The organism is Chryseobacterium sp. MIQD13, from assembly GCF_050496705.1.
Classification (GTDB): Bacteria; Bacteroidota; Bacteroidia; order Flavobacteriales; family Weeksellaceae; genus Chryseobacterium.
In genome coordinates this window covers 672192-695143 of sequence record NZ_JBNWAF010000001.1, presented here as the reverse complement: position 1 = coordinate 695143, position 22952 = coordinate 672192, and the positions used below count along the sequence as shown (strand labels likewise).

The 22952-nt window shown below is 36.5% G+C and carries 21 protein-coding genes; 13 read left to right on the top strand and 8 right to left on the bottom strand.

Going from position 1 to position 22952, the window contains the following annotated elements:
- Positions 1-237: 237 nt before the first annotated feature.
- From ACQWU4_RS03330 to ACQWU4_RS03300, 7 genes are read left to right on the top strand one after another with little or no spacing between them, the layout of a single operon-like run.
- Positions 238-1404 carry a glycosyltransferase family 4 protein gene (locus ACQWU4_RS03330; RefSeq protein ID WP_429934342.1) on the top strand — a complete coding sequence of 389 codons (1167 nt, stop codon included), beginning with the start codon at positions 238-240 and terminating at the stop codon, positions 1402-1404.
- Complete coding sequence (locus tag ACQWU4_RS03325) at positions 1401-2312, top strand: glycosyltransferase family 2 protein (protein ID WP_429934341.1); 912 nt, start codon at positions 1401-1403, stop codon at positions 2310-2312. The genes ACQWU4_RS03330 and ACQWU4_RS03325 overlap by 4 nt, the downstream gene beginning before the upstream one ends.
- A gap of 1 nt (position 2313) precedes the next feature.
- The gene (locus ACQWU4_RS03320) at positions 2314-3639 is read left to right on the top strand and encodes a polysaccharide pyruvyl transferase family protein (protein WP_429934340.1); all 1326 of its coding nucleotides are present in this window, start codon (positions 2314-2316) and stop codon (positions 3637-3639) included.
- Between the two features lies 1 nt (position 3640).
- Positions 3641-4810 (top strand): glycosyltransferase family 4 protein, encoded by a 1170-nt coding sequence (locus ACQWU4_RS03315; protein ID WP_429934339.1) that lies wholly within the window; start codon positions 3641-3643, stop codon positions 4808-4810.
- Positions 4803-5408 carry a sugar transferase gene (locus tag ACQWU4_RS03310; protein WP_429934338.1) on the top strand — a complete coding sequence of 202 codons (606 nt, stop codon included), beginning with the start codon at positions 4803-4805 and terminating at the stop codon, positions 5406-5408. Before ACQWU4_RS03315 ends, ACQWU4_RS03310 begins: the two co-directional genes overlap by 8 nt.
- 21 nt (positions 5409-5429) lie before the next feature.
- Positions 5430-6032, top strand: coding sequence for an acetyltransferase (locus ACQWU4_RS03305; RefSeq protein WP_429934337.1), 603 nt, complete (start codon positions 5430-5432; stop codon positions 6030-6032).
- A gap of 18 nt (positions 6033-6050) precedes the next feature.
- Positions 6051-7208, top strand: coding sequence for a DegT/DnrJ/EryC1/StrS family aminotransferase (locus ACQWU4_RS03300; protein ID WP_429934336.1), 1158 nt, complete (start codon positions 6051-6053; stop codon positions 7206-7208).
- Between the two features lie 168 nt (positions 7209-7376).
- Here ACQWU4_RS03300 and ACQWU4_RS03295 read toward each other — a convergent pair whose 3' ends face one another.
- On the bottom strand, positions 7377-7790 hold the full coding sequence (locus tag ACQWU4_RS03295) for a VOC family protein (protein ID WP_429934335.1): 414 nt from the start codon (positions 7788-7790) through the stop codon (positions 7377-7379).
- 377 nt (positions 7791-8167) lie between these two features.
- Here ACQWU4_RS03295 and ACQWU4_RS03290 point away from each other — a divergent pair, with 377 nt between their 5' ends.
- Entirely contained in the window at positions 8168-8797 is a 630-nt protein-coding gene (locus ACQWU4_RS03290) for a TetR/AcrR family transcriptional regulator (RefSeq protein WP_429934334.1), read from the top strand.
- A 92-nt stretch (positions 8798-8889) separates the two neighbouring features.
- On the opposite strand, the gene ACQWU4_RS03285 is transcribed toward ACQWU4_RS03290, so the two are convergent.
- Positions 8890-10407: a peroxidase, FMP-type gene (locus ACQWU4_RS03285; protein ID WP_429934333.1), complete on the bottom strand. Its 1518-nt coding sequence runs from the start codon at positions 10405-10407 to the stop codon at positions 8890-8892.
- 334 nt (positions 10408-10741) lie between these two features.
- On the opposite strand from ACQWU4_RS03285, the gene bla reads away from it, so the two are divergent.
- Both bla and ACQWU4_RS03275 read left to right on the top strand, forming a co-directional pair.
- Entirely contained in the window at positions 10742-11632 is an 891-nt protein-coding gene (gene bla, locus ACQWU4_RS03280; protein ID WP_429934332.1) for a class A beta-lactamase, subclass A2, read from the top strand.
- Between the two features lie 6 nt (positions 11633-11638).
- Positions 11639-12676 (top strand): serine hydrolase domain-containing protein, encoded by a 1038-nt coding sequence (locus tag ACQWU4_RS03275; protein WP_429934331.1) that lies wholly within the window; start codon positions 11639-11641, stop codon positions 12674-12676.
- 59 nt (positions 12677-12735) lie between these two features.
- Here ACQWU4_RS03275 and ACQWU4_RS03270 read toward each other — a convergent pair whose 3' ends face one another.
- The 3 genes from ACQWU4_RS03270 to ACQWU4_RS03260 all read right to left on the bottom strand — a co-directional run bounded on the left by ACQWU4_RS03270 (position 12736) and on the right by ACQWU4_RS03260 (position 15718).
- Positions 12736-13941, bottom strand: a complete 1206-nt coding sequence (locus ACQWU4_RS03270; protein ID WP_429935070.1) for a Bcr/CflA family efflux MFS transporter — start codon at positions 13939-13941, stop codon at positions 12736-12738.
- Between the two features lie 93 nt (positions 13942-14034).
- Positions 14035-14949, bottom strand: coding sequence for a helix-turn-helix domain-containing protein (locus ACQWU4_RS03265; protein WP_429934330.1), 915 nt, complete (start codon positions 14947-14949; stop codon positions 14035-14037).
- 262 nt (positions 14950-15211) lie between these two features.
- Positions 15212-15718: a hypothetical protein gene (locus tag ACQWU4_RS03260; RefSeq protein WP_429934329.1), complete on the bottom strand. Its 507-nt coding sequence runs from the start codon at positions 15716-15718 to the stop codon at positions 15212-15214.
- A 393-nt stretch (positions 15719-16111) separates the two neighbouring features.
- Here ACQWU4_RS03260 and ACQWU4_RS03255 point away from each other — a divergent pair, with 393 nt between their 5' ends.
- The 3 genes from ACQWU4_RS03255 (at position 16112) to ACQWU4_RS03245 (ending at position 19321) form a co-directional block, all read left to right on the top strand.
- Positions 16112-16288 carry a histone H1 gene (locus ACQWU4_RS03255; protein WP_040994607.1) on the top strand — a complete coding sequence of 59 codons (177 nt, stop codon included), beginning with the start codon at positions 16112-16114 and terminating at the stop codon, positions 16286-16288.
- A 171-nt stretch (positions 16289-16459) separates the two neighbouring features.
- Entirely contained in the window at positions 16460-17608 is a 1149-nt protein-coding gene (locus tag ACQWU4_RS03250; protein ID WP_429934328.1) for a hypothetical protein, read from the top strand.
- Positions 17609-17749: 141 nt separating this feature from the next.
- Positions 17750-19321 carry a M20/M25/M40 family metallo-hydrolase gene (locus tag ACQWU4_RS03245; protein ID WP_429934327.1) on the top strand — a complete coding sequence of 524 codons (1572 nt, stop codon included), beginning with the start codon at positions 17750-17752 and terminating at the stop codon, positions 19319-19321.
- Between the two features lie 46 nt (positions 19322-19367).
- Here ACQWU4_RS03245 and ACQWU4_RS03240 read toward each other — a convergent pair whose 3' ends face one another.
- From ACQWU4_RS03240 to ACQWU4_RS03230, 3 genes are all read right to left on the bottom strand, one after another.
- Positions 19368-19934 (bottom strand): RDD family protein, encoded by a 567-nt coding sequence (locus tag ACQWU4_RS03240; protein WP_429934326.1) that lies wholly within the window; start codon positions 19932-19934, stop codon positions 19368-19370.
- A 62-nt stretch (positions 19935-19996) separates the two neighbouring features.
- Entirely contained in the window at positions 19997-20632 is a 636-nt protein-coding gene (locus tag ACQWU4_RS03235; protein WP_429934325.1) for an HAD family hydrolase, read from the bottom strand.
- Positions 20633-20685: 53 nt separating this feature from the next.
- On the bottom strand, positions 20686-22809 hold the full coding sequence (locus ACQWU4_RS03230; RefSeq protein WP_429934324.1) for a Tex family protein: 2124 nt from the start codon (positions 22807-22809) through the stop codon (positions 20686-20688).
- Positions 22810-22952: the final 143 nt, after the last annotated feature.

Sequence of the window (22952 nt, the reverse complement as noted above, 5' to 3'; positions counted from 1 at the left end):
ATAAATATTTCACATAATTATATTATTTTAAAGATAATTTTTTGCTACGGCACTGTTAATATCTGAACACACAGATCTGAAAAAAAATCATTTTATTATTGAAAATAATAGCAACATTTTCAGGCTTTTATAGCTCTGAGAGTATTGTGGTTATTGATTTATGCCAAATTTTAGATTTTAAAAAAAACTTATAACCCAATTTATCTAATTCTATAATAATGAAAGTGTTATAAAAAAATGAACATAATTTTCCTTGAAGCCGTTCAAATTCATGGTGGTGCTCGTAAAAGCACCATAGAATTGGCAAAACGACTAAATGAAGAGGGGCATAATTCGGTTATCGTAGATTTCTGGGGTAGTTGCAACGAATTCGTTGACGATGTAAAAGCTAATAAGATCCCATTACAGATTTTAAAGAAAAATGATAGCCCTATTGCAATTTTCAGTACCAAAAACCCTTTTAAGATAGGGGTAAATATCGTTTCATTTTTGTTGGACTGGATCAGGCTGAAAAAAGAATTTAAAAAATTTCAGAACAGCTTTAAACCGGATGTGGTTATTGTTAATAATATAAAAACCAACTCAGTCTTAAAGAAAGGAAAGGATTATAAGATAGCCTATTTTGCAAGGGGCTGGTTCGCGTATAATTCTATCGGATTTCTTAAAAAACTGATGTTTAAGTATAATTCCGACTATTTTATCGGAGTATCACAATCTACGAGACAGGCCATTTTTACAGGAGGTTTGGCTCCTATGGAAAAGATTTTTGTTGTGCCCAATGCTATTGATTTAACGAAAGTGGATCAGTATAAAAAAGGTAAAGCAGAGCGTACGGATAATGATCCCATGGTGATCCTACATTGTGGAGGATTTTTACCGGCAAAAGGACAGGATATGTCGGTTTCTTTAGCCAGGAAGTTAAAAGATAACAACATCAATTTCAAAATGATCCTAATGGGAGCCGTATATGATACTCCTGTTTCAGAGAACTTTTTAAATAAAATCAGGAAAGAAATCGCTCAGTATAAGCTGGACAATCATATCGAGATTCTGCTCAACCAGAAAGATCCTTACAGTATTTTTAAAAACAGCGATATTTTAATACACCCGTCTGATACCGAAGGTTTACCTCGTGTCATTATGGAGGCTCTTGCCTTTGAAATTCCTGTTATTGCCAATCCTGTAGGAGGAGTTACAGATTATATCCTGCACAATTTTACAGGATATATTGCTACTCACAATAATGTGGATGATTATTATGAATACATCTATAAACTTTATCATGACAGGGAACTGTACCGGTTTATTGCCAATAACGGGAAATCACTGATCGTGAATAATTACGACAAGAAAAATCAGGTAGAAGAGTTTGATAAAATCTTTAAAAAATTGGGTAAAGCATGAAGTCAATTACCGTTTTTACACCGACTTACAATAGGGAAAAGACTCTTGTCAGACTTTATGATTCTCTGTGCAGTCAAAGCAGCTCAGATTTTAAATGGATCATTGTAGATGACGGCTCAGGTGACAATACTTCCGGGCAGGTTGAACAGTGGATAAAAGAAGGCAAAATCGGGATACAGTATTATTATCAGAAAAATAAAGGAAAACTGGCCGCTCAGATTTTAGCCTTAAATTATATAGATACCGAATTATTTACCTGTATAGATTCTGATGATTACATGCCCGAAGATGGCATCGAAAAAATATTAAAATTCTGGAGAGCCAATAAAAAAGCCAACTCTGCGGGGATTATCGGTCTGGATGCCTATGAAGACGGTTCCGTAGCTGGAGAACATTTACCGGAGGTAAAAGAATCTACCTATTCCGAACTGGTAGATCACTATAAAATCAAAGGAGACAAGAAATATGTTTTTGATACGGAAGTATACAAAAAGTATCTGCCGTATCCCTATTTTGAAAACGAAATATTTCATGAAGTAAGCTGGATATTTACACTGATTGATCAGGATTATAAATTTCTTCTTTCAAACGAGATATACTGTATCATAGAATACCAGCAGGACGGATTGTCCAATGGATTATATAAAAGATATAAAGAAAGTCCCAATTCATTTATTGAATACAGGAAAGTAAAAATGAAGTATGGGATCAACAGTAAAATAGTGCTGAAAAATTCAATACACTACGTATCCTCATGCCTTTTTGCAAAAAAGTGGAATTTTTTTAAAGACTCCCCAAACAAGCCATATACCCTCATCGCTATTCCCTTCGGAATATTGCTGAATATATATATAAACCGTAAGGTAAAACAGAACACACACAGGATTGAACAAGGAAAATTGATATAGAATGAATAATGCTATAATAGTACCCGGAGTAACAGATTTAAATAAAGGAGATCAGGCATTGGTCTGGGAAAGCTGGAGACTTGCCAAAGATACTGGGCTTTATGATGAGGTATATATACTGGATGCGGGTGATAATGCAGAAGAAAGAGCATTATTGTGTAAACAGTCTGAAGAACACGGCTTCAAACTATTGGATAATATTTTGAAACATCCCCGAAGAGGGCAGCACAAATCTGATGAGCATATTAAAGAATCCAGACTTGAGCTTTTAAAGCAGATTAAAAATGCCGGACTGGATTTTAAGAATACAAGATATTTAATTAAAATATGCAACGACCTCGATAAAGTAAAGAAAAACTTTGACGATAAAACGTACCGTACTGTTAAACAGTTCCACGATGCAAAAACCATTTTTGTAAAAGGAGGCGGTTTTATCCATGCTTACGGTGAAAAAACGGCACCTTACTTAATGTGGTATTTTCTATTCTATGTAAGGCTGGCTAAGGCAATGGGAAAGAAAGTTGTTTTTCTGCCCAATTCATACGGACCGTTTATAGGATTGACCGTTAAGAAGCAGGTACGTTCGGTATTCAATCAGCTGGATTTGGTGTATGCACGTGAAAATGTTTCTTCCAAAAGCCTGGGAGAGTTATTGGAAAAAAAGATTCCTGTAGAAATGGATCTTGGATTCTTCTTGGAAAAAGGAAGCCAGGAAGAAGCTTTGAAAATATTACAGAAATATAATTTCACAGCAGAAGACAAAATTGTAGGTGTTACTATCCGGCCATGGCGTTTTCCGGGCTTATCCAGTCCGGAAGCGTTGTACAAAAAATATATCGACTCTGTTGCAGACCTTACGAAACATTTATTAAGCAAAGGATACAAGGTTGCTTTATGTAATCAGTCATTGGGGCCCAATTCTCACGAAGACGACCGTAATGCTATAAAAGATTTGCTTGAAAAAGTTCAGGATCCTGATATGGTCTGGATTAACGAAAATTTATCTTGTGATATACTAAAAGCGGTGTATTCCAATTTTTACTTCTTCATAGGGACACGTTTTCACTCCATTATATTCTCACTGACTTCCCTGGTTCCGTCTATTGCTATCGGATATGGCGGTAATAAAGCTCTGGGGATAATGGGAGATTTTAATTTAGATGATTATGTGGTTCAGATTCAGGACGTACAGTCTGATTTGCTGATTAAAATGTTTGATAAAGCCATTTCAGAATATGATCATATAAAATCACAACTGGCTCAATCTATGAGTCTGGTCACGGACAGCAGGAACAGATTAATAAAAGATATTCAATCCTTATACTAGCATGAAAGTAATTCGGACATCAACAATACCATTGTCTTTAAATGTTCTTTTAAAAGGACAGTTAAAGTTCTTAAATGAATTTTATGAAGTTGTAGGAATAGCTTCAAAAGGTCAGTTGCTTGATGAAGTAGAGGAGAGAGAAGGTATAAAAACGATTGAAGTAGATATGGAAAGAGGAATAAGTCCTTTAAAAGATCTGGCTTCTCTTTACCAGTTATACAAAATTTTAAAAGCAGAAAAACCGGTAATCGTACACTCTATTACCCCTAAAGCTGGACTTTTAACCATGCTGTCAGGTAAAATGGCCGGAGTGCCTATCCGCATCCATACGTTCACCGGGCTTATTTTTCCAACCAGAAAGGGAGCTGTACAGAAACTTCTTATCGGTATGGATCAGTTATTGTGCTGGGCAGCTACCCATATTTATCCGGAAGGAGCAGGCGTTAAAAAGGATTTGATAAATTATAAAATAACTTCCAAATCCCTGAAAGTTATCGGAAATGGCAACGTAAACGGAATAGATCTGAACCATTTTTCACCGGAACAAATAACCGAAGTACAGAAAGAGCTTTTAAAAAAAGAACTGAATATAGGAAACACAGATTTTGTCTTTGTGTTTGTAGGGCGTCTGGTAGGAGATAAGGGAATTAATGAATTGGTTAAAGCTTTTTCACTTATTAATAAAACAGATATTCCGCAGCGCAGTGTCAAACTACTGCTTGTTGGTCCTCTTGAACAGGAGCTGGACCCGCTGCAGCCGGATACATTGAAAGAAATCAACGATAACCCCGATATCATATCTGTAGGATTTCAGAAAGATGTACGCCCTTATTTTTCCATTTCTGATGCATTGGTTTTTCCAAGCTATCGTGAAGGCTTTCCCAATGTAGTAATGCAGGCGGGAGCAATGGAATTGCCAAGCATAGTCTCCAATATCAACGGATGTAACGAAATTATTATAGAAGATCAGAACGGAGTAATAGTTCCTGTAAAAAACAGTGAAAAGCTTAAAGAAGCAATGACAAAAATAATTTCGGACAGGGATTATTACCATCAATTGAAAATGAATGCAAGGGAAATGATTGAATCCCGTTACGAGCAGTCATTCATTTGGGATGCCTTATTAAATGAATACAACAAACTGGTAAAAGAAAGAGAATATCGTGTATAAAAACTTTTTTAAACGGATAATAGATTTTCTGATCGCATTGATAGGACTGATTTTGTTATCACCTGTTTTTGTAGTGGTTATGATCCTGCTGTATTTTGCCAATCAGGGTAAACCATTCTTTTTCCAGGCCAGACCGGGTCTGAATGAAAAGATGTTCAATATCATCAAGTTCAAGACCATGAATGATAAAAAAGATGAAAAAGGAAATTATCTGCCCGATTCGGAACGTCTGACATCAGTTGGAAGTTTTATCCGCCAGACTTCCTTAGATGAGCTTCCGCAGCTGATCAATGTATTAAAAGGAGATATGGCGCTTATTGGGCCAAGGCCTCTGTTGCCGCAATATTTGTCTTTGTACAGTAAATCTCAGAAACGCAGACATGATATACGTCCGGGCATTACAGGCTGGGCGCAGGTAAATGGAAGAAATGCCATTTCCTGGACAAAGAAATTTGAATTAGACATATGGTATATAGATCATCTGTCACTTGAAACAGACTGCAGGGTGATCCTTCTTACTTTAAAAAAAGTGATAAAAAAAGAAGGAATAAACCAGGCAGGGCAGGCAACCGCAGAAATTTTTAATGGGAGTAATTAATTTAAATAATGTAGATAGAATATGTATTTATACGGAGCAAGTGGTCACGGTAAAGTGGTAGCAGAAATAGCTGAAGAAACAGGCTGTAAGATTGAAGCCTACATCGATGAAAATCCTTTGAAAGAAAGAGTGTTGAGCTATCCTGTTCTTAACGAGGTTCCCCCACATGAAATAGATGTACTTATTTCTATTGGAAACAATAAAACACGGAAGAGAATAGTCAAAGAAAATGAGTTGTTCAATTATGTTACACTCATTCATCCCAAATCCGTCATCTCCAAAAGGGTAAAGATCGGGGAAGGAACTATTGCCATGCCTGGTGTTACGGTAAATGCAGCTGTCAAAATAGGAAAGCACTGCATTATCAATACCAATGCTTCCATTGATCATGATTGTATTATTGAAGACTTTGTCCATATATCTCCCAATGTGGCACTGGCAGGAAACGTATATGTAGGTGAAGGAAGCCATATCGGGATTGGAGCCAGCGTGATACAGGGAATAGAAATCGGAAAATGGTGTACCATTGGTGCCGGAGCCGTTATTATCAGTGATGTTCCTGATGGAGCTACGGTAGTGGGCAATCCCGGTAAAGTAATAAAAAGTAGAAGTTTAAAAATATAGAATAGTAAAAGTAGAAATATGAAATCAAAAGTATGGCTGTCATCTCCCCACCTGGGAGGAAGCGAATTAAAGTACATTAAAGAAGCATTTGACACAAACTGGGTAGCACCGTTAGGGCCAAATGTTGATGGTTTTGAACAGGATTTGGAAATATTCTTAAATGAAGAAATCAAAGTAGCTGCACTTTCTGCCGGAACTGCTGCTTTACACCTGGCATTAATAGAGTGCAATGTAGGTCATGGAGATGAGGTTATATGCCAGTCTATGACATTTTCCGCCTCTGCCAATCCTATTGTTTATCTGGGAGCTGTTCCCGTTTTTATAGATTCTGAAAAAGATACCTGGAATATGTGTCCGGCAGCTTTACAGGAAGCAATAGAAGATAGAATTTTAAAAGGCAAAAAGCCAAAAGCCATTATTGTTGTCAACCTGTATGGAATGCCTGCAAAAATGGATGAAATTTTATCGATTGCTGCAGAGTATGATATTCCTTTAATTGAGGATGCTGCAGAATCATTAGGTTCCACGTATAAAGGAAAATCTTGCGGTACTTTTGGGCGTTTTGGTATTTTATCATTCAATGGTAACAAAATCATTACTACCTCAGGAGGAGGTGCATTAGTATGTCATTCCCAGGAGGATAAGGACAGAGCTGTATTTCTTTCCACACAGGCCAGAGACAATGCCCCGCATTATCAGCATTCCCAGATTGGATACAATTACAGAATGAGTAATATCAGTGCAGGAATCGGAAGAGGGCAAATGGAAGTCCTTAAGGATAGAATAGATGGCCGCAGACAGGTTCACGAGTTCTATTCTGAAATTTGTAAAAATATAGATGGAGTAACACTGTTTTCAGAACCTAGCTCTGATTTCTACAGTAATCACTGGCTATCCGTTATTACAATAGATGAAACAAAGACCTCAAAAAACTATGAAGACCTTCGTCTGGCATTTTTGAAAGATAATATTGAATCCCGTCCTATCTGGAAACCTATGCATTTGCAGCCCATATTTAAAGATGCGCCATATTATGGAGGAAAAGTGGCAGAGGATCTGTTCGGAAACAGTCTGTGTCTGCCTTCAGGCTCCAATCTTTCGGAGGATGAAAAAGAGAGAATTGCAAAAGTGATGACCGATGTTTTTTCAAATAAAAAAGAATATTCGGTTTTATAATAATTTTGCCGGTATCTGGGTGTTGCTGATTTGAGGAATAATTAATACCGAATCACTATATAAAGCATACTCTCATTAAGTTGACACCGCCAGCCGGTTTAGAGATAATTAAAAAGTGACCATCTTTGTAAATGGTCACTTTCTTTATTTTATGTATCCGGGTAACTCTTACTCTTTTTTAGACGTAAATTTTTCTACCGACTCTTTTGTTGCAGGTGTAAAGAAGTTCACCAGATTGCCATCAGGATCTCTGAAAAGTAAAGATTTATTGCCCCAGGGCATTATAGTTGGTTCCTGCACAATATTGGAAGACAGGAGGTGTTTTAACCGCCCGAATTCTTTATCTACATCATTAACTAGAAACTCTATAATTACAGAACGGTTTTCGGCAGGTTGTGCCACACTTTCCCCACCAAAGAATTGTAATGTCCGGATACTTCCGATAGCAATTGTTGCAGCTGCTGTTTTTAGTTCAGCAAAATCAGGAGTATACTGTATGGCCTGTATGTCTGTTATTTGTTCGTAAAATTTTACCAAACTTTCGATATTGGCTGTGATGATGCGTGTTGAAACTAAATTCATCTTGTTGGAATTTTAAATTATACCGCAAAAATAAGAGAGGGTCGTGACAAGAGGGTGTCAGTAGATGGAACTTAATTGATATTTTATTATTTGCCGGTACTATTAGTGAAAATAAAAACAGCATCATTAGATTTCTAGTGATGCTGCTTACATTTAGTGTTTTTACCTTAGCATTAGTATTTGAGAGTGTTTCATATAGTACGGAACAATCACTTTTTTCCTTCTTCAATGTTTCATCATTAGCCATTTTCAAAAACATAAATAGTGTTTAAATATATATAGAATGGTTTAGTTTGTGCAAATATACAAAATAAGACACTACGTAGTGTCTAAAATAATAAAAATTTTCATAAACTTGTATAATCTAATGTTTAGTCATGGAAAGAAAATCAGCAGCAGGCAGTATCCGGAACAAGGAACGCAGTAAAAAAAAATTTTTAGATGCGGTTGGAAAGATTCTGAAAACAAAAGGATATGCAGCATTAAAAGTAAATGATATTGCCGCCGTTGCCGGGGTAGATAAAAAAATGATCTATACCTATTTTGGCGGAATAGATGGCCTGATAGACGAGTATATCCGCTCCCAGGACTATTGGAGTAATGTAACGACAGATCAGATAATGCCGGATATAGGAGATGGGGGAAGATTGTTTATGGAAAAAATGTTACTCCAGCAATTTGATTATGTACATAGTAATAAAGAATTTCAAAAGCTCTTGCTCTGGCGTTTATCCGAATCCAGGAAATCTTTAACGAAACTTACCAATATGCAGGAAGAAAGCGGAGAAAGTCTCTTAAAACTGATCATTGACCCCTATTTTGGTGAACGCTCCTGGGATTTTCGTGCGATAGCGGCTATTATGGTTTCAGGACTTTATTATCTTAATATGTATGCTTCCGTAAATGGCAGTATCTTTTGTGGGATTGACCTAAATACAGCTGAAGGACGTGAAAAAATTAAAAAAGCGGTATCTTTTTTAGTAGATCAGACTTATGAGAATCTGTAATATCTGTACTTTTTATTTAAATACTAATTTTAAAAAGAATAAAAAAAGAGGCAGAAGTTTGCCTCTTGGTTTCATGTTTTTATAAGAAATTCTTATCCTTTATGATAAGGGCATCCAGTCGCAGTGTTACCTATATCATGTGGCTGTTTATCAAAAAACTGTTCTTCTATTACCCGTCTCTGATCTTCCGGGATATCTTCCAATTTACGAAGTGTATTTACCTGTATATGAGGCCAGCTTGTTGTCCCGCCGTCATTTCCGAAATCAAATTCAAAAAATACAATTTGTTCATATTGCAGCTGAAGAATTTTCTTTCCGTTTTCAATCACCGTTTCAATCCATAAGCGGAAATCCACTTCAACAGTAGGAACAAAACGGTTGACAAAAGGAACATTTAAGATTCCTCCCTGTGCACCGGTCTTCATTTTTGATGACATTTGAACAAGAACATAGTTGGCAACATTCTGGCCGCTTAAAGTATCTCTTAACCGTAAATCGGGTCGTACGGAATAAGGATACAGATCATTGGCAAGTATTCTTTGTGTATAAATTTTATTTGATCCGGGGTCATTGTGATCATTTAATTTTTCATGAACCCAGGCTGGTGCCGGCTCATCAAGATTGATAGGATGGGTAGGACTTGCACCTGCGCCACCCATGGTACGTGAAATAGCAAGATGATCAGGCTCCCAGGCTGCATTGCCATACGGGAATTTTGGTGAGCCATTGATTAAGTAGTTAGAACCGCTGGGCGTAATATCTCCCAGCAGCGTAATGGTACTGCCGTGAGGAATAACACCGCTTCTTGAAATAGAGTAGTCCGGAATAAAATAAGGTCCTTTTATACCATCTCCGGGCTTTAACTCTTGTGCCGGAATAATTTCATAATATTCCTGTCCCGGCTGTAATTCACTTAAAAGAATATACTTTTTATTATTCTTATCAGCTGATATCTGAACCAGAGGCTCATCCCTGTATTCTCCTTTATATCCGTAATTTTTATAGTCCTCATCAGAAAAGGCATGAATACCGCGGTCTTTCTCAATAGATTCTTTGGTCGCTGCATGATTGTATACATCACTCAGCCATAAATACATTCCGTTTTCTTCATGAATGGATGTATATTGCAGATCTGGTTTTCCTGCTTCCTTATTGACACTTTTAATCGTTTGCTCATATTTCACTGCACCGCAAAATAATTCACTGGCACCACCCCGGTTACGAACACCTCCGGGAACCAGAGAAAATGTCAGTTTTTCAATATATTCCTCACTGTCAAAACTGAATTTGCCTGGAATTGTACCTGAATTGGTACCCGGAGAGGGCATGATGGTTGTATGAATTCCGCTTGCTAATGAGGGTTTGTCTATATTTTTATTATAATTTGCGTTGTAGCTCACCCATGTACCATCCAATGCTGCTAAAATGCCATAATCCACATTATTTGCTATCTCCTGCAGATTTTCTTCTTTAAAGGGCATTACCGGATCATCAATAAGAAGTTTAGAATATCCGGACATCATTTGTGCTAGAATACCCTGATCCTCACCTGAACTTTTTCGGAGTAATTCACTTCCTGTTTCAAGACTTTCTTTTTTTCGTTTAAGCATGATATATAGTTTTTATGGTTATAAGTTGATGGATTCAAAAGTGGACCCGGAAATGGCTTGTTAAGCAATCTGTAGGTATCGGCTTTTGTCTACTCAAAATTAATCAGAAAGGGGTACAGGGGATTCAGTATTTCTACTTAATTTTTGTTTGCTTTCTTTTTTAATGCCTTTAAATAAGAGGTTTAAAAGGGTAATGCCTTCAACTGGATTAGAGTTGTTTTAAGTGAAAAGAAAGCGATTCAGAATTTATTGAGAATTTTTGATATTGAATCGTTTAATATTTCTTACTTTCATGCAATTTTAAAAAATACAGATAACCGAAACTAATTATTGAATGAAGAAGCTCATACCTCTTACTCTGTTATTGTCTCTCAACTTAACTGTAAAAGCACAATCAACTGAAAATCTGAGAAAGGAAATACAACAAATCATCTCAACAAAGAACGCCACTGCCGGTATATCTGTAAAAGGTATTGAAGATAAAGACACTTTAAGTATCAATGGAAATCTGAAAATGCCTGTGATGAGTGTATTTAAGTTTCATATTGCTCTGACTGTCCTTAATTTGGTAGATAAAGGGAAACTGAATTTAAATCAAAAGATTTTCGTGAAAAAAGAAGAGCTTCATCCGGATACTTGGAGCCCTATGAGAGATGAATTTCCGAATGGGAATGTTTATTTAACGCTGGACCAGATATTGAGATATACTGTTTCACACAGTGATAATAACGGTTGTGATATCCTTTTAAACAGAATAGGCGGTACTGAACCGGTTCAAAAATTCATTAATAAACAGGGAATTAAAGATTTTACCATTAAAGTCAATGAGCAGGAAATGTCTTCCTGGGAAAAATTATACCTGAATACATCAACGCCTTTAGCAACAACAGTGCTTTTAGAAAAATTTTATAAAGGAAAAATCCTGAAAAAAGAAACCACAAAATATTTATACCGGATCATGGTGGAAACTTCGCGTGGGCTTACCTGGATGAAAGCAGGACTGCCAAAAGATACGGAACTGGCTCACAGAACAGGAATTTCCGGAACGAATGACCAGAATCTCAGAGCAGCAATGAATGATGTAGGAATTGTGAAGCTTCCTAACGGAAAACACTTTATCCTTTCTGTTTACCTTAAAAATATTACCGAAGAAAGAGCAGAAACAGAAAAAATAATCGCAGATATTGCCAAAGCTGTGTGGAATTATTATACCAATGAAAAATAAAATTAAATGCAATTAAAATTTACAGGATTTCTACTTACCATACTTAGTTTCTCAATAGCCAAAGCCCAGAAAACAGATGATTTTTCAAAAAAAATAGACAGTATTATTACGAATACGGATCCTATAAAATTTAACGGAACTGTCCTGGTCACAAAAGCGGGAAAGGTTAGATATGCCAAAGCTTTTGGCTATAAAGATTTCAGTGCCGGTATTCCGCTAAAACTTGATGACCAGTTTGAAATTATGTCAAATTCGAAGCAGGTTACTGCGGTTCTTATTTTGAAGGAAGTAGAAAAAGGAAATATAAATTTGCAGTCTCCAATCAGAAAATATCTGCCATCTTTAACTCAGGGCTGGGCAGATTCAGTGACTGTTCACCAGCTTCTTAATCATACCCACGGAATAGTTGATACAGAAAAACCGCTTATTTTTAAACCCGGCTCACAATTCAAGTACGGGAATCTGTCTTATATGCTTTTAGGAGAAATCCTTGAAAAAGTAACGGGTAAAACATATGTAGAACTGGCTGATGAACTGTTCAGACAACTAAAAATGAAAAATACTTTCTGCTACAATAAAGATAACAAACGGGGACTTGTAAACGGTTATATGAACAAAGAAAATAACTTTGAAAAGGTGGAAAAATCGTTTTTGAATAAAGATATCCTGCCTGCTGCCGGAGTTGTATCAACTGTTTATGATCTTTCTTTATGGGATAATGCTTTGTTTGAAGGAGAATTATTAAAATCAGGAACATTTAAAATGATGACATCGCCTACAGCAATGTCACAGCATGATGTCTTTGGGAAAGAAAATATGGGATTTGGGTATAATGTACGTCTTATCAAAGAATCCGGACTCGGTTATTATGCGGTAACAGGGCTTGGAGACGGTTTTACCTGTTTAAATATTCATTTTCCTTCAGCTGATGTAAATCTGATTATTTTGGAAAACCAAATGCCGAGAAACAGCGACTATTGGAGTTATAAAGAGGCTCAGATTAAAAATATTATTTTGAAAAGCAGTTTACTTACCAGAGATTAGGATCTCATTGATTAACTGTGAAAACAGTGTAAAGATTTAATATATAAGAAAAGCAGAGATTAATCCTCTGCTTGTTCTTTTCTAACAGCCTGATGCATGACCAGGATAATTCCTAAAAGTATCACGGCAATCGCCAGATAACGCCAGGCAAGACCGTCCTGCTCACTCACTGTTCCACTTACAGAAATAATAAAACTTGTTATAGAAGTAATTACATATACCAATCCGCCCATCAGTCCGCCGGCTGTTCCTGCATTTTTAGGAAAATAAAGCATGCTGGTGGTGAAAAATGACGTAAACAGGACCCCTGAACATATATGAATGAAGAATGCAAAAGGAATCATAATAAAGAGGCTTTCTGCATAGAAACTTGTTGCAATCAGCCCCGTAATCAGGATAAGCTGTAGAATAATAGGCTGTAAGATCCGTTCTTTAAAATCAAGTTTAAGTCTTCGCTTCCCGATAAAACCGCCGATCATCCATGAAAACCCTAAGATCAGGGTACAATATCCGATAACCACAGGGGTAAAATGGAATGTATTTTCAATAATAAAAGGTCCTGTGATATTAAAAAGCATTACAATAGAGTAGCTTAGTCCCAAAATAAAAATTCCAAGCATGAAAATCCTGTTTTTCAGCATCATTTTATACAGGCTGATATTCTCAGAAAGGTTAAGCTTTTTTCTTTCGTGTAAGCTTTCACCACTGAAAAACCATTCAAAGAGAAGCAGAACTCCTGCATATAAAGCCAGAAAATAAAAATTGGCATGCCAATTAAAGAGCTTTTCAAGATATCCACCCAGAAAAGGAGCCAGAATAGGCCCGCAGGACCAGACAATTGTGAAATAGCTCAGATAGTGCTTTACTTTTTCAGAATCATAAAGATCTACAAAAATAGCACGGGTAGCTACAACCAGAACAGAAACAGCAGCTCCCTGAAGAATACGGAGCAGGCAGATCAGCAGAATACTGTCCGTCATCGTGATCAGGATACTGCTAATGATCAGTACAAGAAGGGCAATAAGTTTAGGACGGTAACGTCCGATACTGTCCAGGATTCCCCCGACAAAGAGCTGTGAGATACCGTAACTCAGTAAATAAGATGTTAATGTGATCTGGATGTCCTTTTCAGAGACCTGCATCTCCTTTGCCATCGATGGGAATGATGGTAAATAAATATCAGTGACAAACCCTGAAAGCGGGATCGACACAAAAGCCATAATGGTTATTAATCTGATTCTTTTTTCAGATGCTTCTTTCAACAACATATTCATTCGTTATTTTACTATGCAAAAATAAGCCGGGAATCTATAAATGTAATTTTAAAAGACAAAGTAAAAATTACAAAAATCAAAGATTTAAAATGCGTTCTTAAATTTTAAAGGAGAAACTTCAGCATGTTTTTTAAAGAAATTATTGAAATGAGATGGTTGTTCGAACCCCAGGGTGTATCCTATTTCAGCGATATCCCAATTGGTATATTTCAACAGGTTTTTGGACTCTTCAAATACTCTATCTTTAATAATTTGTGTAGTGGTAAGCTGAGTTACAGATTTTACCGATGAATTCAAGTGATTGACATGTACATTCAGATGATCTGCAAAGTCAGAAGCTGTTTTCAGGGCCAGCGGATAGGCCGGAGAATCCAGTGGGAACTGTTTGTTGAGAAGCTCATCAAATAAACGGTATAAACGGATATTAGCGGGAAGTTCACTGGGATTAATATCATCCACACGGTTCTCCAATGCCAGATGCATTACAGAGGCCAGATGACTTTTAATACTGCTGCACCGGAACGGGTACGCTGAATTATTCAGCTTATACATTTGTTCAAAATATAAGGTAGCCAGCTGGGTTTGTTCATCCGTTAAAAATATAATAGGCTTGCTCCATTCTTTAAATAATGAAGTCTTTTTGAAAAGATTGAATTCTGTATTTCCGCTGAAAAATTCCTGATTGAACAGGCAGAAATATCCTTCCTGAAGATCCCCGTCACATTCCCATGAATAAGGAATATTAGGTGAGGGAAAAAAAAGCGCAGGACGGTCAACATACAACTCATGATGTCCGTACTGGAACCTGCCTTTTCCTATAATAAAGCTTATTTTGTAATAATCCCGGCGGTTATATGGACTTTTAAAACTACAGTACCTCCGCATAGAAACATTGAAATGTGATTTTCCTGTTTCAAAATCATCAGAATCAAACATTTTTATCTGATCTTTTCTGATGCGTCTGTAATAATCTTCAATAGTTTCCAGCTGATCACTCATAATATAGAAATTATAAAAATCAAAGATACGTAAATCAATATTAATTGAACATTATTTTCACTGATGTAATGATAATGAATGTGATAGTTTTTCTCGATTTATCCTGAACTGTCTTTCAGAACTGCTTTTTACAATTATTTTTCACCACAAAAGTTTTACAATACCGAAAATAATAAGTTCAATCAAGAAGGAAATGTTACTTCAAAATAAACTTAAAGGTCAGAAGCTTTTGTGGTGAGAAAATTCTGCTGTAGAGTAAGATTTAATTTTTATTAAGTTCCAGTGCCAATATATGAGACGGAAGCTGAAAAGGTCCGGCTGTAGTATCAGCAGTAATGACAAAACCTGATTTTTTTAAAAACTCTAAAAGCGGATCATGGCTCATCATATTAAGCCATATAATATCTGTAAAACTGGCTGCAGATCTGCATTTTTTCCAAAGTGATTCTCTGATGTCCGGTGAATTGAATTCGGGAAGTATCACAAAACTGATCTCCGTAGCTCTTTTCCCTTCAGGAAGGGCAGGATGGTTGTGGCCGCTTTTCAGAATACTGTATCCAACAGGTTGATCATCTGCATAGGTTATAATAAGCTGGTTGGAAAGATCATTCAGATCATTGATCATTTTTCTGGGATCGATATCGTTGGCGATATATTTTTTGATATCCTCTTCAGGAACAAGATCCTTGTGCATGGTGTAGGTTGAAGAATCAATAATGGTTATAAGATCAGAAATTCCTTCTTCAGAACCGACTGTAAATTTTGACATTATATTCATGAATCTTTTTTATTCAAATTTAGAAGATTATTACATTCAAAAAGGATACAGTTTTCATTAATTTAATCAGCACAGTTTTTTTGTTTAAAAATTTTTACTGAATGAACAGAATTTAAGGAACCTTGATTATGATACACATCAAAAATTCTGCAACTTTGGAATAAGAATAAATACAGGGAATCAGTGGATGGAAAAATTGTCTGTTAATTGCCTGTAAGCCTCATTAACTTTAATAAAAGCCCTGAATTTTTAGTAGAAATGCAAAGAAAATCAGACTGATAATCAAAAAGCAGAAAAAAATAACATTTTAATCCAAACTTTTTTTGTCTGAGCTAGGCTGGAATTACCATAAAACCTATATTTGCAGCCTAAATTTTAAAAATAATGAAAGAACTAATTGAAAAAATCAACGCTGAATTCGAAGCGTTCGCAACTGAGGCTAACCAACAAGCAGAAAAAGGAAACAAAGCTGCTGGTACAAGAGCTCGTAAATCAGCTTTGGAACTTAGCAAATTGTTCAAAGAATTCAGAAAAGTTTCTGTAGAAGAAGCTAAAAAATAATTCGTTCCCAAGCCGGCTCACTGAGCCGGCTTTTTTTATGCACTGTTCTCAGTTTTAAATAACCGTATTGAATAAGTTAAAGACTATTAAATTTTATTCAGAAATTATCTTATTTCCCTGTACGGATATATATTTGTGTAATTGATTTTTTAAACCAATTATACAGATACCATGAAAAACTCTTATTTTTTATTAATCCTCTTTTTCGGGCTTTTTTCCGGGCAGAAATTAAAAGTTATAGATTCCGAAAGCGGAAGACCTGTTTCTAATGCAAGGATCCTTCTCCATGATCAGATCGTTTATACCAATGAAGATGGTTTTGCACCGGTAAACCAGGATGCGGCTAATTTTGAAATTACAGCTTCGGGTTATCAGAAAGAAAAATCTCAGGCTTTTAAAACTTTAATTAAGCTTAAACCCATTTATAAAGATATCGGGGAAATAAAAATAGTGGATGTAAATATCAAAAAGATTTTTGATGATGTAAACAGAAACTATCATAAAAGATACTATAATGAGCCTTCTCTTTATAATGTTGTGTATAAGGAAAAAAAGATTAATAATGATAAACTGGATTTCCTGGTGATTGCAGAAGCAAAGCTATGGAGCAAAAGCAATCATTACAATTTCAGGGATGGATATCATAAAAACTATGATGAGATTCTTCAGATGCAGCTGAACAATGTGAAATATCTTAAAAACTTGAAATCCGACAGTATATTTTCAAGAAATACAGATGAATTCTCTCATGAATATATGGGGAATTATTTTCTGAGCTTTGAGCTTAACCGTACACTCAAACATCTGAAATATAAAGAAACAAAATACTCGGGAAGACTGATTTTTGAAGAAGGAGAGGAGCAGCTGATCACATTTAAAATTAAATCCGGATCAGGTATTGAAATGAAAGGGGAGTTCAAATATAATACGAAGGATAAAGCAATTACTTATTTCGAGATCCATTACCTGCAGAGCAATTATCCGGTGCTTAAAAGAAAGGCTGCCAATGGAACGGAATATGATTACCAGCTTGGAGATGCAGTACTTATTTTTGATTTTTATAAAAAAGACGGTATGTATATACCTGCGCTAAACAAACTGGAAGGGGAAAAGTATGTGGCTTTCTATCTTGGTAAGAAATATGAAAGAAAATTCAGCCGGGAGATTATTTATAATACTTTCGAAAAATCAAACAAAACAGGTCTTGATCATAAGGTGGATTTCAGCAAAAGTATCTGGGAAAATGTACCTGTGAAAGAGCAGAAAGAAGATGCGATTCTCCTTTCGGCTGAAGAACAGGCTTTTGTTAATGAGAAATAACAACTTTTTGATTGAATCTTAGGATCATTACTTTTAAAATAAAATACAGAACTGATAAATTCGCAAATTATCCCTTTTACTTCTGCGTTTTTCTTCTTTATTCCCGTAAAATCCATTATCTTTAAGCAATCAATATATGTTATGAAGATAAATAAATTTTTTGCTGTGCCCGCAGTTGTGCTGGTCGCCCAGTTTTCATGGGCTCAGGTGAAGGTAGATACTAAAGAAAAGCTTGATCCTGTTGTAAAAAGCTTTGTGGATGAAATCAATAACAGTTCCCAGCTGGAAAATATGGCTTATGAGCTTCTGGATGGTATAGGACCACGTCTTGTGGGAACTCCTGAAATGCTGGCTGCCAATGAATGGTCTGCAGCTAAACTCCGTTCATGGGGAATAGAATCCAGTCTTCAGCAGTTCGGAACGTGGAAAGGATGGCAGCGTGGAATTACCCATGTTGATATGGTTTATCCTCGTGTAAAATCATTAGCTGCAACACAGCTGGCGTGGAGTCCTGCAACTAAAAAAGCAATAGAAGCTGAGGTTGTAGTGCTTCCAAAAGCTTCTTCCAAGGCTGAATTTGATGCATGGCTTCCTTCCGTGAAGGGGAAAATAGTCCTTATTGCTCAGTACCAGAAAATTGGACGCTCTGATGAGCAGATTAAAGAATTTGCCACTCCGGAGCTGTATGAAAAACTGAAAGCAGAAAAGGAGCAGGCCGGAAAGGACTTCCGTGATTATGTAAAGAATATAGGCTATGATAATAATACGCTTCCGGAAGCTTTAGAAAAAGCCGGTGCTGCCGGAATTGCCATTTCCAACTGGACAGGAATCATGGGAGCGAACAGGATTTTCGGAGCAAAAACATCAAAAATCCCAATGATTGATATTGATGTGGAAGATTATGGAATGCTCTACAGAATGGCAGAAAACGGAGCTAAACCTAAAATCAAAATAGATACCCAGTCTAAGATACTTCCGGATGCGAAAAGTTTTAACACTATAGGTATCATCAAAGGAAAAGAGAAACCTGAAGAATATGTGATCCTTTCTGCCCATCTTGATTCATGGGACGGGGCGCAGGGAGCGACAGACAACGGTACGGGTACGCTTACCATGCTTGAAACTATGAGGATATTGAAAAAATATTACCCAAACAATAAAAGAACTATTGTGATAGGACTTTGGGGAAGTGAAGAGCAGGGGCTGAACGGTTCAAGAGGTTTTGTAGCAGATAACCCGCAGATTATGAAAGGAACCCAGGCCGTTTTCAATCAGGATAACGGAACAGGTCGTGTAATCAATATTAGTGGACAGGGATTTGCAGATTCCTATAATTATATTGGAAAATGGCTGAACGGAGTTCCGAAAACGGTAAGAGACCAGATTAAAACGGACTTCCCGGGAATGCCGGGAGGCGGTGGTTCTGACCATGCTTCATTTGTAGCTGCAGGAGTACCCGGATTTTCTTTAAGTTCTCTGAACTGGGGATATTTTGGCTATACATGGCACACCACAAAAGATACATATGATAAGATCGTGTTTGATGAGGTGAAAAATAATGTGGTTTTAACGGCTGCACTGGCTTATATGGCATCAGAAGATCCTGAATTTACAAGCAGAGCAAGAAGAGTAATGCCTCTGGATGATAAAGGGGAAGCGGTAAAATGGCCAGAAGCTAAAGGACCGAGGAGAGATTCAAAGGATTTTAAATAAAAAGGCTTTCCAGCCCTTCAGATATTAAAATTAAAGGCTGTACAGATTATTGTGCAGCCTTTGTTTTTTCCTGATAAAGTAATTTCTTTATTTCTTCAATTTTATTTTCCTTAACAATATAAGTTTTACAGATTGTATTGTTCATATGCATACTGAAATTCATTAAAGTGGTCTCTTTTTCCCATGTATGGGTTGTTGGAGGGATGTAATCTGTAAATACCGGCCAAAAATTTGCAAGACACAGAAAATTTCTTTTTAAGGATAATAGCAGGTTAGGATAATTTCCAAAATCATCAAGCACTTTTATTTTAAATATGCTTTTGCCGAGGGTAGCTCCCCAAAATACTTCGCACAAGGCTCCAAAAATAATGGCAGAGGGGATTGAATATAGAAAACTGAGTACAGCCATTTTCCCAAACAATAGTAGATAAATAAGAAAGAAGGGCAGCATGTCGATAAGCTTGGCAAACAACCTTTCTCTTTCGTTGCCTTTATAGGTAGGATTGTAAGGAAAATCATATTCGAAAGAGTTATAAATTCTATATCCCATTTGGTCAAATTGACGGGTTGCTCTACGAATAATTCTTCTATCCTTAAGCTCAGATATTTTCATTAATTTTTATGTTCTAATTTCATTTTCACTCAAATTATTCTTAAGGCTTAATAGTATTTTAATTAAATATGGAGTTTTATATTCGAAAAATTTGAAATCAAAGGCTCATAATCAGAGGTGTTCAATTTTCCGAAACCATATTCGCAGAAGATAAACGATAGATCATTAGCTTTTGCAGAATCATAATCGGTTTGCGTATCACCGATATAAACTGAATTTTCAGGGCTCAAATGATTCCTTTCCATAACCAGCCGGATGTTCTCCGATTTTGGTTTTTTAGTCCGTCCGTAAGATTCAATATCAGTAAACAGGCTGTTGAACTTATAATATTCCAAAAACGATTCAATATATCCGTCCTGACAGTTGCTTACAATAAAAAGCTTATGGTTTTCTGCTAATGCTTTCAGGGTTTCCTCAACATCATCATAAAGAATACCACCTTCGATACGCAATACTTTGTTTTCATGTTGTACAATTTCAGAAAGGATTTCATGAACCTGCCGATCGGAAATTCCGGGAACAATGTCTTTTAAAATGTTGTCTGCCAGCAATCCCATATACTGATCCATATCTTCAGGCTTCAAATCTTTATTGATCAGTTGATGCTTATTTAAAACCTCATTCCATATTTTGATGATGGTGGCCCTTGGATCCCAAAGAGTCCCGTCTAAATCGAAAATTAAATTTTTAGTCCTCAAAATACTGCTATTTTTATTTAGTTTGTAGTGTTGAACAGTTTTTCAAGAATGGTCTACAAAATCATACTTAGCTGAACCCTTTTTCTTGACTCATCTACATCTGTAACCTTTACACGGACATGCTGATGCAGCTTCACGACCTCATTCACATCAGAAACAAATCCGTCTTTCAGCTGAGAAATATGGACAAGCCCGCTTTCCTTGATTCCAAGATCTACAAAACATCCGAAAGCTGTAATATTATTGACAATTCCGGGAAGGATCATTCCGGGTTTTAAATCTTTTATACTTTTTACATTCGGATCAAATTCAAATACTTTTGCAGCTTTTCTTGGATCTAATCCAGGTTTTTCAAGCTCTTTCAAAATATCCTTGATTCCTAAAATTCCTATTTCCTCTGTAATATAATTTTCTGGCTTTACCAAAGCTATTTTTTCTTTGCTGGCAATCAGTTCGTTGGTTTTAATACCTAAATCTTTAGCTATTTTTTCTACAATTCCATAGGCTTCAGGATGCACAGCTGAATTATCAAGAGGATTTTTAGCATTGGTGATTCTTACAAAGGCTGCAGCCTGCTGATAAGCTTTCTCTCCAAGCCTCGGAACTTTTTTAAGCTGCTTTCTATCCTCAAAAGCACCGTTTTCCATTCGGTAATTGACGATGTTTTCTGCCATCTTCTCTCCAATCCCGGATACGTAGCTTAAAAGAGACTTGCTTGCTGTATTTAAGTTGATTCCTACAGAGTTGACACATTTCATCACAGTGGAATCAAGTTCGTTCTTCAATTGGGTCTGATCCACATCATGCTGATATTGCCCCACACCAATTGACTTTGCATCAATTTTCACCAGCTCAGCTAAAGGATCGGCCAGTCTTCTTCCAATAGAAACTGCTCCACGTACCGTAACATCATAAGACGGAAATTCATCTCTTGCAATTTTACTTGCAGAATAAACCGATGCTCCTGCTTCTGAAACTACAAAAACCTGGAGCGGCTTATCAAAAGCAATTTTTTTAATGAAGAATTCTGTCTCACGGCTTGCTGTTCCGTTTCCGATAGATATTGCCTCAATATTGTAAGCGTTTACCATAGAACGGATCTTTTTCATGGCCATTCCGCTTTCGTTCTGCGGAGCATGAGGGTAGAGGGTTTCATTATGGAGAAGATCACCTTTTTCATCTATGCAGACTACTTTGCAGCCGCTTTTGTATCCCGGATCAATCGCTAGAATTCTTTTTTCGCCCAAAGGTGGAGCAAGCAGAAGCTGGCTGAGATTTTCAGAAAATATTTCAATGGCTTTCTTGTCTGCCTTTTCTTTCGCTTCCTGTAAAGCTTCATTGGAAATAGCAGGCTCTAAAAGTCTTTTATAGCTGTCTTTTACAGCTAAAGTAATCTGCTCCGAACTTTCATTATTGGATTTAATGATTGCTTTTTCGATAAAATCAACGGCCTCTTCTTTATCAATCCCTATATTCAATTTTACAAAACCTTCCGATTCTGCTCTAAGCATAGCTAAAAGTCTGTGAGAGGGTGTTCTGCCGAGATTTTCTTCCCATTCGAAATACTGTGAGAATTTCCGTGCCTCTTCTTCATCTTTTTTGGTTTTGACTGCTTTGGAGGTAATTACCGCTTTACGCTGAAATAATCTACGGAGGTTTTTGCGAACGTACATGTTTTCATTGATCCATTCCGCCATGATATCTCTTGCGCCTTGTAAAGCCTCTTCTTCTGACGGAACTTCACTGTTCAGGTATTTGGAAGCGAGGAACTGCAGATCGTTGCTTTTTTGGCTCATTATAATTCTGGCTAAAGGTTCCAGGCCTTTTTCCTTGGCGGTATCCGATTTTGTTTTTCTGCGTTTTTTGAACGGCAGGTATAAATCTTCCAGCTCTGTAATGTCAAAGCTTTCTTCAATCCTCTGTTTCAATTCAGGAGTTAAGGCATTCTGCTCTTCAACTGATTTTAAAATGCTTTCTTTACGCTTTATAATTTCGTCAAACTGTTTGCTGATTTTTGAAATCTGCTCGATCTGGACTTCATCGAGATTCCCGGTCTTATCCTTTCTGTAACGGGAAATAAATGGAATAGTGCAGTCTTCGGCCAGTAATTGAAGGGTATTGTTGATGCTCTTTTCAGATATATCGAGGATTTGTTTTATATAGTCTGTAACGTTCATTTTAAATTTTAAACAGCTAAAATAGGCAATTTTGCCATGGAGTGAATACTTTAAACGGTCCTTTTCAGTTTATAATAAACCGGATAAAATGAAAATTTTATTTCTTGATGTATGTTAAGATAATAAATGGTACGGTTTTTCTA